Origin of the sequence: Candidatus Kosakonia sp. 282A-S69 (genome assembly GCF_029433855.1) — a bacterium.
Taxonomy (GTDB): Bacteria; Pseudomonadota; Gammaproteobacteria; order Enterobacterales; family Enterobacteriaceae; genus Kosakonia; species Kosakonia cowanii_A.
This window is the reverse complement of sequence record NZ_JAROAU010000001.1, coordinates 179,608-194,310: the sequence shown is the minus strand read 5'-3', so window position 1 is coordinate 194,310 and position 14,703 is coordinate 179,608. Positions and strand designations below refer to the sequence as shown.

General features: G+C 56.1%; 12 protein-coding genes. 8 read left to right on the top strand and 4 right to left on the bottom strand.

The annotated features are described in order from the left end of the window. Window positions 1-137 precede the first annotated feature (137 nt). Entirely contained in the window at window positions 138-1,130 is a 993-nt protein-coding gene (gene asnA, locus PU683_RS00870; RefSeq protein ID WP_277169679.1) for an aspartate--ammonia ligase, read from the top strand. Here the strand turns inward: asnA and viaA are convergent. Both viaA and ravA read right to left on the bottom strand, forming a co-directional pair. Further along, window positions 1,127-2,578, bottom strand: coding sequence for an ATPase RavA stimulator ViaA (viaA, locus tag PU683_RS00865; RefSeq protein ID WP_277169678.1), 1,452 nt, complete (start codon window positions 2,576-2,578; stop codon window positions 1,127-1,129). The genes asnA and viaA overlap by 4 nt on opposite strands. Next, window positions 2,575-4,068, bottom strand: coding sequence for an ATPase RavA (gene ravA, locus PU683_RS00860; RefSeq protein WP_277169677.1), 1,494 nt, complete (start codon window positions 4,066-4,068; stop codon window positions 2,575-2,577). Before ravA ends, viaA begins: the two co-directional genes overlap by 4 nt. A gap of 223 nt (window positions 4,069-4,291) precedes the next feature. Here ravA and kup point away from each other — a divergent pair, with 223 nt between their 5' ends. The 7 genes from kup to rbsR all read left to right on the top strand — a co-directional run bounded on the left by kup (window position 4,292) and on the right by rbsR (window position 12,221). After that, a complete protein-coding gene (gene kup, locus PU683_RS00855; RefSeq protein WP_277169676.1) occupies window positions 4,292-6,160 on the top strand; it encodes a low affinity potassium transporter Kup in 1,869 nt (622 codons plus the stop codon). Between the two features lie 203 nt (window positions 6,161-6,363). Then, window positions 6,364-6,783, top strand: coding sequence for a D-ribose pyranase (gene rbsD / locus PU683_RS00850; RefSeq protein ID WP_124971049.1), 420 nt, complete (start codon window positions 6,364-6,366; stop codon window positions 6,781-6,783). A 7-nt stretch (window positions 6,784-6,790) separates the two neighbouring features. Beyond that, complete coding sequence (rbsA, locus tag PU683_RS00845) at window positions 6,791-8,296, top strand: ribose ABC transporter ATP-binding protein RbsA (RefSeq protein ID WP_277169675.1); 1,506 nt, start codon at window positions 6,791-6,793, stop codon at window positions 8,294-8,296. A 5-nt stretch (window positions 8,297-8,301) separates the two neighbouring features. Then, window positions 8,302-9,267, top strand: coding sequence for a ribose ABC transporter permease (rbsC, locus tag PU683_RS00840; RefSeq protein ID WP_042711909.1), 966 nt, complete (start codon window positions 8,302-8,304; stop codon window positions 9,265-9,267). 26 nt (window positions 9,268-9,293) lie between these two features. Further along, the gene (gene rbsB / locus PU683_RS00835) at window positions 9,294-10,184 is read left to right on the top strand and encodes a ribose ABC transporter substrate-binding protein RbsB (RefSeq protein WP_076769274.1); all 891 of its coding nucleotides are present in this window, start codon (window positions 9,294-9,296) and stop codon (window positions 10,182-10,184) included. A gap of 111 nt (window positions 10,185-10,295) precedes the next feature. Beyond that, a complete protein-coding gene (rbsK, locus tag PU683_RS00830; protein WP_277170461.1) occupies window positions 10,296-11,225 on the top strand; it encodes a ribokinase in 930 nt (309 codons plus the stop codon). 3 nt (window positions 11,226-11,228) lie between these two features. Then, entirely contained in the window at window positions 11,229-12,221 is a 993-nt protein-coding gene (gene rbsR / locus PU683_RS00825) for a ribose operon transcriptional repressor RbsR (RefSeq protein ID WP_277169674.1), read from the top strand. On the opposite strand, the gene mdtD is transcribed toward rbsR, so the two are convergent. Both mdtD and PU683_RS00815 read right to left on the bottom strand, forming a co-directional pair. Further along, on the bottom strand, window positions 12,213-13,616 hold the full coding sequence (gene mdtD, locus PU683_RS00820) for a multidrug transporter subunit MdtD (RefSeq protein ID WP_277169673.1): 1,404 nt from the start codon (window positions 13,614-13,616) through the stop codon (window positions 12,213-12,215). The two genes, rbsR and mdtD, sit on opposite strands and share 9 nt — an antisense overlap. A gap of 10 nt (window positions 13,617-13,626) precedes the next feature. Then, window positions 13,627-14,316, bottom strand: a complete 690-nt coding sequence (locus PU683_RS00815) for a FadR/GntR family transcriptional regulator (protein ID WP_277169672.1) — start codon at window positions 14,314-14,316, stop codon at window positions 13,627-13,629. Window positions 14,317-14,703: the final 387 nt, after the last annotated feature.

Sequence of the window (14,703 nt, the reverse complement as noted above, 5' to 3'; positions counted from 1 at the left end):
TAGATTAATGATTCATTCTATTCTAGCCGGCTATTTTAACGATTCAAAAGCCCGCTGGCCTTTTTAATTGTGGATTATTGAACTGGCGCCTGTTTCTGTTGCTTAATTGCAAACCTACGCAGACAGGAGTTAAAAAAATGAAAACCGCCTACATCGCAAAACAGCGCCAGATTGCTTTCGTGAAATCCTTCTTCTCTCGCCAGCTGGAAGAGAAACTGGGTCTGATTGAAGTGCAGGCACCGATTCTCAGCCGCGTCGGGGATGGTACTCAGGATAACCTGTCTGGTTGCGAGAAAGCGGTACAGGTCAATGTGAAGACGCTGCCGGATGCCCGCTTTGAAGTGGTGCACTCGCTGGCAAAGTGGAAACGTCAGACGCTGGGGCAACACGATTTCAGCGCGGGCGAAGGGCTTTACACCCACATGAAAGCCCTGCGCCCCGATGAAGATCGCCTCTCACCTATCCACTCCGTGTATGTGGATCAGTGGGACTGGGAGCGCGTATTGGGTGACGGTCAGCGCCAGCTGGCGACCCTGCAAACAACCGTCGAGGCGATCTGGTCCGGGATCAAAGCGACCGAAGCCGCGGTAAGCGAAGAGTTTGGTCTGGCACCGTTCCTGCCAGAGCAGATCCACTTTGTGCACAGCGAAACGCTGCTCAGCCGCTTTCCGCACTTGGATGCGAAAGGGCGCGAAAAGGCCATTGCCAAAGAGCTGGGCGCCGTCTTTCTGATGGGGATTGGTGGCAAGCTTAGCGACGGCAAGCGTCATGATGTTCGCGCTCCGGATTATGATGACTGGAGCACGCCAGCCGAAGCCGGTATGAGTGGCCTCAACGGCGATATCCTGGTGTGGAACCCGGTGCTTGAGGATGCGCTGGAACTCTCATCGATGGGGATCCGCGTTGACGCCGAAGCCCTGAAGCGCCAGCTGAAACTGACCGGCGATGAAGAGAGGCTGCAACTCGACTGGCACCAGGCGCTGCTGCGTGGCGAGATGCCGCAAACCATTGGCGGCGGCATCGGTCAGTCGCGCCTCACCATGCTGCTATTACAACTCTCCCACATCGGCCAGGTGCAGTGCGGCGTATGGCCCGCTGTCGTGCGCGACGAAGTTGCCGGCCTGCTTTAACGCCGCCAGCGACGCAGCAAACGGCTGCGCATCCCGGTATCAAAGCGCCAGATATGGTCAAAGATGCGCATGATGCCGGGTTTTCCGTGCGCTGACATTGCCACCGCATGAAAGCGGTGTTGATGCACCTGCTGTAGCTCCTTTACCTTACCGATCACCTCGTCCGGCAGGCGCTGGGCGATAAAATCGGAGATCACCACCGCGTCGGCGTCATACCATTCGCCGCCCTGCATCCGCTCAATCACCGCACGAAAGCAGCTTGCCAGATCGGTGCCGCCGCGAAAGCGCTGGCTCAGAAAGCGGATCGCCTGCTCCAGCCCGCTATCGCAGGTCAGCTCATAGCGCACCACTTCGCTGGAGAAGAGCATAATAAAACAGCGTCGATTGTCTGCCAGCGCCACGCGCATCAGCGCCAGGCAGAAGGCTTTCGCACACTGTTCGTTGAACCCGCCCATTGAACCCGAGGTGTCGACACAGACAATAAATGGCCCGCGCGGCTGCTCATCAAAATCCTGATGAGTCACCGGACGTTCGGTGACCTTTTCATGCCAGGCATCGCCGTGTAGCCGGTAGGTCAGCAGCTGCTTCTCCACCAGCCGCCGGTAAAACTCATACTCCAGCTCGGTGATGCCGAGGGTCGCCAGCTCCGGCGGCAGAAGGCGCAGAATGTCGTCGCTTTGATGCAGGCCATCGACCTGCTCCGGCACCGTCGACGGCTCGCGCACCAGGCTGCGGAAGGTCTCCATGGGAGCATCTTTGCGCGGCACCGATCGCGCTTCCCGTGAGCGGCCCAGCTGCTCTGCCAGTTGCTGGAGTTCGGGCTGCTCTTTGAGGAAATCGCCATATTTGACGATCAGCTGGTAATCGCCGCGTTTTAGCTGCCCGGCGCTCATGTCCCACAATCTGCCGGCCGCGTTCTCATTTTCAATCAATACCGGTTCAAGCTGGCCGCTGAGCGTCATGCGTGCCTGCACTTCACTCAGCAGCTGTTCGCGCTCCTCCTCCAGCAGCTGCTGGTTAAAGGCGGTGGTTTGCACCACCAGGCTCAGGCGCCAGCGCTGAAGAAAGAGCGTATGCAGCGCCGGGGTGAAGACCGGGTTATCGGTGACCATCTGACGGGCCTGCGCCGCGAAAGGGGATTGCACCTTATCGAGCAGCGCCAGCGTTTGCGGCAGCTGAACGGTAAACTGCGAGGTGGAGAGCAGCTGGCTTTGCTGAAAAGTGAGCACCTCTTCCGCCAGCGTTTTTGGCACTTCCGCCTCTTTAAGGTGCTTTTTTAGCGCTTCGCGCCAGCGCGGCAGATCTTCAGTAATCGCATGCTTGAGCTTGGGAAACTTTTCAAAAAAGATCGCCAGCTGCGGCGAGGCCAGTAAGAGGATAATAAGATCTTCTATCAACGCCTCTTCGCTGATGGCCAGCATCATATTGAGCGTATCGAGTGGGATCATTGACGCGCCTGTTGGATCTGCGCTCTGACATCCTGCAGGCTGGCTTCAATGCGACCCAACCAGTCGCTGGAGATAAACAGACACTTCTGCTGTTCACTAAAACGGGTGTGCTGCTGGTGCCAGGTGGTGTCCAGCGCCTCCAGTTGCTGCCTGATCTCATCCGGCACATTCTCTGATGCCGTACCTGGCAGCGCCAGGCGTGAGCTCTGCAAACTGACATCGCGCACCAGCAGGTGCTGGCTGGCATCCACTTCCATATTGAGCGGCTGGGCAAAGCCAATGCCGTTAAGCTTGCCGCGGATCTCGCCCCCTTTTGTCAGCCACTGCTCCAGCGCGCTGCGCTCAAGGGTGATGTGGATAACGTTAAGATCGTGCAGTTTCAGCGGCTGCTGCAACAGAAGTGTCAGCACCGGCTCGGTCAGATCTGCAGGAAGTTCATAATGGGGACGACGGCTGAACATGCCGCCCTGGCGCTCCACTTTGAGCGCGGTTTTATCACTTTGCTGCTGCTGAAGCTGCAGGTGTCGCTGGGCTATCGCACTCAGCTGCGTCACCATCGCCTGCTGCTGCCAGGCGTGCCCGGTCATCAAAACGTCGAGCTGTTGTTGCAGCAGGCGCAGGCTTTCAGCATCGTGCCACAGGCAATCTTTCAGCAGAATAAGATCGATGGGAGCTACCGCGTCGCGGCCGCTGAACAGAGCGCTGGCCTGCAGCAGGCGAATCGCTTTTTTCCAGCGCCGATCGGAAACATAAGGTGCGTTCGGCAGGGTATCCAGTTGCTGGCGCAGAGTGTAAATCAGCTCAAATACCGGTTCCGGCAGCGCCACCTGGGAAATGTCATGCTGCCAGCGAATATACTCTTCGTCGGTAATTTGCAGCTCCGCTGGCACGGGGTTTTCACTCTCACTCTGCTGGCTTATTAGCATCGAGCGGAAGTTGCTCTTTTCCTGCACTTTGTCGAGCCAGAGACGAATCAGCATGCGGTCATAGAGCGCTTCCAGGCTGCTGTCCGCTTCCGGTAGTTCGTTAGAGGCCGCCACCAGCAAGCGCATCGGAATGTGATCTTCGCTGGCGCCGTTACGAAAACGGCGTTCATTAATCGCGGTCAGCAGGGTGTTAAGGATCGCCGGGCCTGCTTTCCAGATCTCATCCAGAAAGACGATTTCCGCTTCCGGTAAATAGCCGCTTGTGAGACGCTCATAGCGACCTTCATCTTTCAGCGCCTGAATGGAAAGTGGGCCAAAAACCTCTTCCGGCGTGGAAAAACGGGTCATTAAATATTCAAACGCGCGGGCATTTTTGAAGGCGAATTTCAGGCGGCGGGCGATCAGGCTTTTGGCGATGCCCGGCGGCCCCAGCAGAAATACGCTTTCGCCGCTCAGGGCGGCCAGTAAGCAGAGCCGGATCGCATGGCTGCGTTCAAAAAGGCCTTTCTCCAGCGCGCTGCTGAGGCGGGAAATTCTTTCTGCTAATAGGTGTAAGTGAGCCATAATGAATCTGCGTCCTTTCGCCGTGGTTTCCGGCTTGTCAGAGCGATTATAAACGTTCCTGAAAGTGCCTGTAATAGACTGAAGAACGGCTTTGTTTTCATTGAGCCAGATTAATGTGGTTGCATTTAGGGGTTCGATTTCGTCGATAATCGTGCATACTGTGCGCTTTTTGTGGGCCAAGGGACTAAGCACACATAATTGCATTCAATCAAAAGATTAGTCTATGAGCACTGATAAGAAACAATCGTTACCCGCGGTCACACTCGCGGCAATTGGGGTTGTCTACGGTGATATTGGTACCAGCCCACTCTATACACTGCGTGAATGTTTGTCTGGCCAGTTCGGCTTCGGCGTTGAGCGCGATGCCGTCTTTGGCTTCCTGTCGCTGATTTTCTGGCTGCTGGTTTTTGTCGTCTCGATTAAGTACCTCACCTTCGTGATGCGGGCGGATAACGCCGGTGAAGGCGGGATCCTGACGCTGATGTCTCTTGCCGGGCGTAACACCTCCGCCAGAATGACTTCGGTGCTGGTGATTATGGGCCTGATCGGCGGCAGCTTCTTCTATGGCGAAGTGGTGATTACGCCCGCCATCTCCGTGATGTCGGCCATCGAAGGCCTTGAGATTGTCGCCCCCTCCCTCGATACGTGGATTGTGCCGCTCTCGATCGTGGTGCTGACGCTGCTGTTTGCGATTCAAAAACATGGTACCGGGCTGGTGGGCAAACTCTTTGCGCCGATTATGCTGGCGTGGTTTTTGATTCTGGCTGTACTCGGTGCACGCAGTATTATCGCCAATCCGGAAGTGCTGCAGGCGCTTAACCCGGCGTGGGCGGTTAACTTCTTCTTGCAGTACAAAGCCATTTCGTTTGTCGCCCTCGGCGCCGTGGTGCTCTCGATCACCGGCGTGGAGGCGCTCTACGCGGATATGGGCCACTTCGGTAAATTGCCGATCCGCGTGGCGTGGTTTAGCGTTGTGCTGCCTTCGCTGGTGCTGAACTACTTTGGTCAGGGCGCGCTGCTGCTGAAAACCCCCGAAGCGATTAAAAATCCCTTCTTCCTGTTAGCGCCTGAATGGGCGCTGATCCCGATGCTGATTATCGCCACGCTGGCGACGGTGATTGCGTCGCAGGCGGTCATTTCCGGTGTCTTCTCCCTGACGCGCCAGGCGGTACGTCTCGGTTATCTGGCGCCGATGCGGATTATTCACACCTCGGAGATGGAGTCCGGGCAGATCTATATTCCGTTTATCAACTGGCTGCTCTACTTTGCCGTGGTGCTGGTGATTGTCAGCTTCGAGCACTCCAGCAACCTGGCGGCGGCGTACGGTATTGCGGTAACCGGCACCATGGTGCTGACCACCATGCTCTTTACCACCGTGGCGCGCAAAAACTGGCACTGGAACAAAATCCTTGTTGGCATGCTGCTGCTCTTCTTCCTCTGTATTGATGTGCCGCTCTTCTCGGCGAACCTCGATAAGATTGTCTCCGGCGGCTGGCTGCCATTGAGCCTCGGTCTGGTAATGCTGCTGGTGATGACCACCTGGAAGAGCGAGCGTTTCCGCCTGCTGCGCCGTATGCATGAGCACGGCAACTCACTGGAAGCGATGATTGCCTCGCTGGAGAAATCGCCGCCGGTACGCGTGCCGGGCACTGCGGTCTATATGTCCCGCGCGCTGAACGTCATTCCCTTTGCGATGATGCACAACCTGAAGCACAACAAAGTGCTGCATGAGCGTGTGATCCTGCTGACGTTACGCACGGAGGACGCGCCCTATGTGCATAACGTTCGGCGCGTACAGATTGAGCAGCTTTCGCCCACTTTCTGGCGCGTGGTGGCAAGCTACGGCTGGCGCGAAACGCCGAACGTGGAAGAGGTGTTCCACCGTTGCGGGCTGGAAGGGCTGAGCTGCCGGATGATGGAGACCTCCTTCTTTATGTCCCACGAGTCGTTGATCCTCGGCAAACGCCCGTGGTATCTGCGTCTGCGCGGCAAACTCTACCTGGTGTTGCAGCGTAACGCCCTGCGCGCGCCGGACCAGTTTGAGATCCCACCTAACCGGGTTATCGAACTCGGTACCCAGGTCGAAATCTGACATCTTTCAAACCCCTCCCTAAGAGGGGTTTTTGCTATCAATTGCCGTAAATTTATTTTAAGAAAGCAGCGCTGTTTTTTTCACCTCATTGCTGAGCGAAACGTTTCGATTTCGATCACACTTCTTCAATCAGACGATAGTTTTCAGAACATTCTTCGTACTACACTGCCGTCAGCGAAACGTTTCGCTCATGGAGCAAAAATATGAAAAAGGGTTGTGTTCTGAATGCTGATATTTCGTCTGTCATCTCTCGTCTTGGGCATACCGATACGTTGGTAGTGTGTGATGCCGGGTTGCCGGTGCCGCGCAGTACGCAACGTATTGATATGGCCTTAACCCAGGGCGTGCCTTCCTTTATGCAGGTGCTGGAAGTGGTGACCGCAGAAATGCAGGTTGAGGCCGCAATCATCGCGTCGGAGATCAAGCAGTTGAATCCGCAGCTCCACGAAACGTTGCTCACTCACCTTGAGCAGCTGCAGCAACACCAGGGGAATACCATCGAAGTGCGGTACGTTACGCACGAACAATTCAAAAAAGAGACCGCAGGTAGTCAGGCGGTTATTCGCAGCGGGGAGTGTTCCCCGTTTGCGAATATCATTCTCTGTGCCGGCGTCACCTTCTGAGGCGATCATGGACGCATTACTGCAACTCAAAGGCATTGATAAATCCTTTCCCGGCGTCAAGGCTCTCTCCGGCGCGGCGCTGAACGTCTATTCCGGCCGGGTGATGGCGCTGGTCGGTGAAAATGGCGCCGGAAAGTCGACAATGATGAAAGTGCTGACCGGCATCTACAGCCGCGACGCCGGTTCGTTGCTCTGGTTGGGCAAAGAGACCACCTTCAGCGGGCCAAAATCCTCGCAGGAAGCGGGCATCGGCATTATTCATCAGGAGCTGAACCTCATTCCGCAGCTCACCATTGCCGAAAACATCTTTCTTGGCCGTGAGTTTGTTAACCGCTTCGGCAAAATCGACTGGAAAAAGATGTTCGCCGAAGCCAACAAGCTGCTGGCCAAACTCAACCTGCGCTTTAAAAGCGATCGCACAGTAGGTGAGTTATCCATTGGCGATCAGCAGATGGTCGAAATCGCCAAAGTGATGAGCTATGAATCGCAGGTGATCATTATGGATGAACCCACCGATGCGCTGACCGATACCGAAACCGAGTCGCTGTTTCGCGTGATCCGCGAGCTGAAATCACAGGGGCGCGGCATCGTCTATATCTCCCACCGCATGAAAGAGATCTTCGAGATTTGCGATGACGTCACGGTGTTTCGCGACGGGCAGTTTATTGCCGAGCGCGAGGTTGCGACGCTGACGGAAGATACGCTGATTGAGATGATGGTGGGGCGCAAACTGGAAGATCAATATCCGCGTCTGGACAAAGCGCCGGGCGAAGTGCGGCTTCAGGTCGATAATCTCTGCGGGCCGGGGGTCGATAGCGTCAGCTTTACGCTGCGCAAAGGCGAGATCCTCGGCGTTGCCGGGCTGATGGGCGCCGGGCGTACGGAGCTAATGAAAGTGCTGTATGGCGCGCTGCCGCGCACCAGCGGATATGTCACCCTCGACGGGCATGAAGTGATCACCCAGACGCCGCAGGATGGTCTGGCAAACGGCATTGTCTATATCTCCGAAGACCGTAAGCGCGACGGGCTGGTACTTGGCATGTCGGTAAAAGAGAACATGTCGCTGACCGCGCTGCGCTACTTCAGCCGTACGGGCGGTAACCTGAAACATCAGGAAGAGCAGCAGGCGGTAGGTGATTTTATTCGCCTGTTCAATGTTAAAACGCCGTCGATGGAACAGCCGATCGGACTGCTCTCCGGCGGTAATCAACAAAAAGTGGCGATTGCGCGTGGTCTGATGACCCGCCCGAAAGTGCTGATCCTTGATGAGCCCACGCGCGGCGTGGACGTCGGGGCGAAGAAAGAGATTTACCAACTTATTAACCAGTTTAAGGCCGATGGCCTGAGCATCATCCTTGTTTCGTCGGAAATGCCGGAAGTATTAGGCATGAGTGACCGGATCATGGTGATGCATGAAGGGCATCTCGGCGGCGAATTCACGCGCGAGCAGGCCACTCAGGAAGTGTTGATGGCTGCCGCTGTGGGCAAGCTTAATCGTGTGAATCAGGAGTAAGAGAGATGACTACCCAGGCCGTTTCTGGTCGCCGCTATTTCAGCAAAGCGTGGCTGATGGAACAAAAATCGCTGATTGCGCTGCTGGTGCTGATCGCCATTGTATCGACCATGAGTCCCAACTTTTTTACCGTCAATAACCTGTTGAATATTCTCCAGCAGACCTCCGTGAACGCCATTATGGCGGTGGGCATGACGCTGGTGATCCTGACCTCGGGAATCGATCTGTCCGTCGGTTCTCTGCTGGCGCTCACCGGCGCGGTCGCCGCTTCGCTGGTGGGTATGGAGGTGAATGCGCTGGTGGCGGTCGCCGGTGCGCTGGCGCTGGGTGCGGCGGTCGGTGCTGTGACCGGCACCATCGTCGCCAAAGGCCGCGTGCAGGCATTTATTGCCACGCTGGTGATGATGCTGCTGCTGCGCGGCGTGACGCTGGTTTACACCAATGGCAGCCCCGCCAACACCGGCTTTACCGCTAACGCTGATATTTTTGGCTGGTTCGGTATTGGTCGCCCGCTCGGCGTGCCAACGCCGGTGTGGATCATGGCCGTTGTCTTTATTGCCGCCTGGTATCTGTTACATCACACCCGTCTGGGGCGCTACATCTATGCGCTGGGTGGTAACGAGGCGGCGACGCGTCTCTCCGGTATCAGTGTCGATAAAGTCAAAATCATTGTCTACTCCCTGAGCGGCCTGCTGGCCTCGCTGGCGGGCATTATCGAAGTCGCGCGCCTCTCTTCGGCACAGCCGACCGCGGGCGCGGGTTATGAACTGGATGCGATTGCCGCCGTCGTGCTGGGCGGTACCAGCCTCGCTGGCGGGAAAGGTCGTATTGTTGGGACATTGATCGGCGCATTGATTCTTGGCTTCCTCAATAATGGCCTGAATTTGTTAAGCGTTTCTTCCTATTACCAGATGATCGTTAAAGCAGTGGTGATTCTGCTGGCGGTGCTGGTAGACAACAAAAAGCAGTAATTCCCTACACAACAGGACTCATGAACATGAACATGAAAAAACTGGCCACTCTGGTTTCTGCTGTTGCTCTGAGCGCCACGGTAAGTGCGAACGCGATGGCGAAAGACTCTATTGCTCTGGTGATCTCTACCCTGAATAACCCCTTCTTTGTCTCGCTGAAGGATGGTGCACAGAAAGAGGCCGACAAACTGGGTTATGACCTGGTGGTGCTGGACTCACAGAACAACCCGGCAAAAGAGCTGGCCAACGTCCAGGATTTAACCGTTCGTGGCACCAAACTTCTGCTGATTAACCCGACCGATTCCGATGCGGTGGGTAACGCCATTAAGATGGCTAACCAGGCCAAAATTCCGGTTATCACGCTCGACCGCGTCGCCAGCAGCGGTGAAGTGGTAAGCCATATCGCTTCTGATAACGTGCTCGGCGGTAAAATCGCCGGTGATTACATCGCCAAGAAAGCGGGCGAAGGCGCGAAAGTGATTGAACTGCAGGGCATTGCCGGGACGTCTGCCGCGCGTGAGCGTGGTGAAGGTTTCCAGCAGGCAGTTGCAGCGCATAAATTCAAGGTCCTCGCCAGCCAGCCGGCTGACTTCGACCGCACTAAGGGTTTGAACGTGATGCAGAACCTGCTGACCGCGCATCCGGATGTGCAGGCCGTATTCGCCCAGAACGATGAGATGGCACTCGGTGCGCTGCGCGCGCTGCAGACCGCGGGCAAAAGCGATGTGATGGTGGTGGGTTTTGACGGTACACCGGATGGCGAAAAAGCAGTAAACGACGGCAAACTGGCCGCTACCGTTGCTCAGCTGCCGGAGCAGATTGGCGCGAAAGGTGTTGATACCGCAGACAAAGTATTGAAAGGCGAAAAAGTTTACGCTAAAAATCCGGTTGACCTGAAACTGGTCATCAAGCAGTAACAGAACGTTCAGGCTCGATGTACGTTCTGTCAGCCTGAGGGACAAGGTAATAAAAGAAAAGCATGGCACGCGCCACCGTTCGCGGTGGCGCACTTTATGGACTCGCTCATCATGAAAACCGCAGGCAAACTCGTCGTTCTTGGCAGTATCAATGCCGATCACATTCTTAACCTTGAGTCTTTCCCGACACCCGGCGAAACCGTAACCGGCAATCACTATCAGGTTGCGTTCGGCGGCAAAGGTGCCAATCAGGCGGTCGCGGCCGGACGCAGCGGCGCGGATATCGCGTTTATCGCCTGTACCGGCGATGACGATACCGGCGCGCGGGTACGTAAGCAGCTCGCCAGCGACAACATTGATGTGGCACCCGTTAGCGTGGTTGCGGGTGAGTCGACCGGCGTGGCGCTGATTTTCGTCAACGGCGAAGGGGAGAATGTTATCGGTATTCATGCCGGCGCGAATGCGGCGCTCTCCACCGAACGTGTGGCTGAGCAGCAGACATTAATTACAGCGGCGTCGGCGCTGTTAATGCAGCTGGAATCACCGGTTGAGAGCGTGCTGGCAGCGGCACGCATCGCGCAGCAGCACAATACCACCGTTGCGCTGAACCCTGCGCCGGCCCGGCAACTCTCTGATGAGCTGCTGGCGCTGGTGGACATCATTACCCCCAACGAGACCGAAGCGGAAAAACTCACCGGCATCGCGGTCACCAGTGATGACGATGCGGCGCGTGCCGCGCGGGTGCTGCATGATAAAGGCATCCGTACGGTCATCATTACTCTCGGCAGCCGCGGCGTATGGGCCAGCGTAAACGGCGAAGGCAGGCGCGTACCGGGATTCAAGGTTAAAGCCATTGATACCATCGCCGCTGGCGACACCTTTAATGGCGCGCTAATGACCGCGCTACTGGAAAAGAAGCCGCTGGATGAGGCGATCCGCTTCGCCCATGCGGCGGCGGCTATCGCCGTGACGCGCAAAGGGGCGCAGCCTTCCGTTCCGTGGCGTAATGAGATTGATGATTTTCTCGCTCAGCAGGGGTGACGCGTGGCCACCATGAAGGACGTTGCCCGCCTGGCGGGCGTTTCCACCTCTACCGTTTCTCACGTTATTAACAACGATCGCTTTGTCAGTGAGGCGATTCGCGAGAAGGTGGACGCCGCGATTACGTCGCTGAACTATGCACCTTCCGCAGTGGCGCGTAGCCTGAAGCTCAAACAGACACGCACGATTGGGATGCTGATCACCGCCAGTACCAACCCCTTTTACTCTGAACTGGTGCGCGGGGTAGAGCGCAGCTGCTTCGAGCGTGGCTACAGCCTGGTGTTATGCAACACCGAAGGCGACGAGCAGCGGATGAATCGCAATCTGGAAACGCTGATGCAAAAGCGTGTCGACGGTCTGCTTCTGCTCTGCACCGAAACGCATCAGCCTTCACAAGTCATCATGAACCGTTATCCCTCGATTCCCACCGTGATGATGGACTGGGCGCCGTTCGATGGCGACAGCGATCTGATTCAGGATAACTCGCTGCTGGGCGGCATGATGGCGACGGAGTATCTCATTCATAAAGGGATGACGCGTATCGCCTGTATTACCGGCCCGCTGGATAAAACGCCCTCGCGGCTGCGACTGGAGGGATACCGCGAGGCGATGGCGCGCGCCGGGCTGACGATTCGCGACGGCGACGAGATCGAGAGTGATTTCGAGTTCGGCGGTGGCCTGACGGCGATGCAGCGTCTGCTGGCAATGGAAGAGCGCCCGCAGGCGGTGTTTATCGGGAATGATGCGATGGCGGTCGGCGCTTACCAGGCGCTCTACCAGGCGGGGCTATCGATCCCGCAGGATATGGCGATTGTCGGTTACGACGATATTGAACTGGCGCGCTATATGACGCCGCCGCTCACCACCATCCATCAGCCAAAGGATGAACTGGGTGAGCTGGCGATTGATGTGCTGATCCACCGTATTGCCGACCCGAGCCTGCAACAACAGCGTCTACAGCTAACACCGGTCTTAATGGAACGCGGCTCAGCCTGATTTTTTGTGGCGCTCCTTGATCAGATTGCGGCCATCTTTCGCTTTCAGCAGCATAAACGTTAAAGCGGAGACTACCGTTACTGCGCCCATCGTTATAAAGGTGTAGTGGAACTGCTCAACGGTATTGGTGCCATCGAACCCTTCATAGAAACGCAGCACCGCTGCGCTCACGGCAACACCCAGGCTTATCGACAGCTGCTGCGTTACCGCCAGCACGCTATTGCCACTACTGGCATTTTCATCCGTTAAGTCAGCAAGAGAGATGGTGTTCATGGCGGTAAACTGCGTCGACATTGCCATGCCTAATATGAACAGCGGCAGCACCAGCATCCAGATCGCCATTGCCTGGGTTTGCAGGGCGAACTGCGCAATCATCATGCCGATAAAGAGCGTGACGCCAACCAGCGTTTTGCGATAGCCAAACCAGCGCAGGATCTGCGTGACAGTCGATTTCGCCAGAATGGAGCCCAGAGCAGTCGGCGCCATCATGCAACCGGCAATCAGCGCCGGATAACCAAAACCGACCTGCAACATTAATGGCATCAAAAATGGAACGCAGCCAGTGCCGAGACGCGAAGCGATATTCCCGGCGATGCCGACGGAAAAGGTGCGCGTCTTAAACAGATTGAGCGAGATGAGCGGCGACGGATGGCGGCGGGCATGGCGAATATAGAGCAGCAATAGGGCAATGCCGCTGAAGATAATGCTAAAGGCAAGCCAGGTCTCTACCACTTTCTCGCCGAATAGCTCCATCCCGCTGGAGAAGAGCACCAGACTTAAGCCGAACAGCAGGAAGCCCCACATATCGAAGCTACGGCGCGGCGTGGTGAAGTTCGGCATATATTTACGCGCGTAGAGCAATCCGGCGACACCAATGGGAATATTAATCAGGAAGATCCAGTGCCAGCTTGCCCAGGTAACCAGCACGCCGCCCATCACCGGACCAAGAATCGGACCGACCAGCCCCGGCATGGTGACAAAGTTAAGTACCGGGAGTAATTCACTGCGCGGATAGGCGCGCAGCAGCGCAAGGCGCGCGACCGGCATCATCATCGCCCCGCCAATCCCCTGAATCACCCGGAAGACAACCAGCATGGCCAGAGAGTTGGAGAGGGCGCAGGCCAGCGAGCCGAGGGTGAACAGGCTGACTGCTAACATAAAGATGCGCCGCGTGCCGAAGCGGTCGGCCAGCCAGCCGCTGACCGGAATAAGCATTGCGACGGTCAGGGTGTAGCTGATGATGGCAGACTGCATCGCCAGCGGCGAACGGTTAAGACTTTGCGCAATGGCGGGTAAGGCAGTGTTAAGGATGGTGGCGTCGAGCGCCTGCATAAAAAAGGCCATCGCGGCGATCCACGGCAGCCCGGCCATACTGCGCCCTTTCTTCTTTGTCATACGCATTCCTTTAATTAGGCGAATTCAACAATCTCTGGCACGCCTGAAACGCACTCTCACCGTCGCTTTCCTGAATCGCGTCGACGATAGCCTGGTGAAGATCCAGCTTAATCACTTCGTTTTCAGTAATTGAGGTGAAGTAAGTATGGTAAACCGAGTGGAAAAGTGTGGCGAAAGACATAAGGAAAGGATTACCGCTCATGGTGTAGATATGTTCATGCCATGCCATGTCCACCTCTATCCAGCGTTCACGGTTAAACGCCTTTTTCAGGCATACCATCTCTTCCATTAATGTATTCAGATAAGCCTTTTGCTCGGCGCTTGCCAGTGCGGCGGCCAGAAGACAGGCTTGCGGCTCGAGGCTGGCGCGCATAACGAGAAAGTGCTGGATCACTTCCTGGAAGTTGTCTTCGCTCATCCACCATGAGAGAAGCTCGGTATCAAGGAAGTTCCAGTTCCGTTTCGGCATCACGCGCGTGCCGATACGCGGGCGGGGTAAGACCATGCCCTTTGCAGTCAATGTCTTTATTGCCTCTCTCACTGCGGTACGGCTTACGCCAAACGTCTCGCCGAGCTCCATCTCGCCGGGCAAAATGGTTCCCGGCGCGTACTCTCCCCTGAGGATCTGCTGCGCCAGTTTCTCAGCTATCACCCAGGAGATGTTTTTCTGCGCGGCAAGCTGCTGTGCGTTTAAAGGCATTTCTCACTCCCTTCTTCTTTATTTCACTCGGTAGTATGCCATTCGATATCTATAAGTGGTGGTAAAAACAGCGAAACCCGCTATTTATGCCGCTTTTAACCGCACTTTGTTGAAAAAAAACACGGTTGAAAAGTTTTTTGAAATTAGGGGTTGTCAGGGGAAATTAACGCCCTATAATGCGCCTCCACTGACACGGCACAACGGCAAACACACCGGCCTGTCGGGTGAAGAAATCTGAAAATAATCAGTTGACTTCACGGCGGGAAAGCGTAATATGCACACCCCGCGCCGCAGCGAAAAGCGAAGCGGCACTGCTCTTTAACAATTTATCAGACAATCTGTGTGGGCACTCAGGTGACATGGATTCTTGATGTCTTCGGACACTAA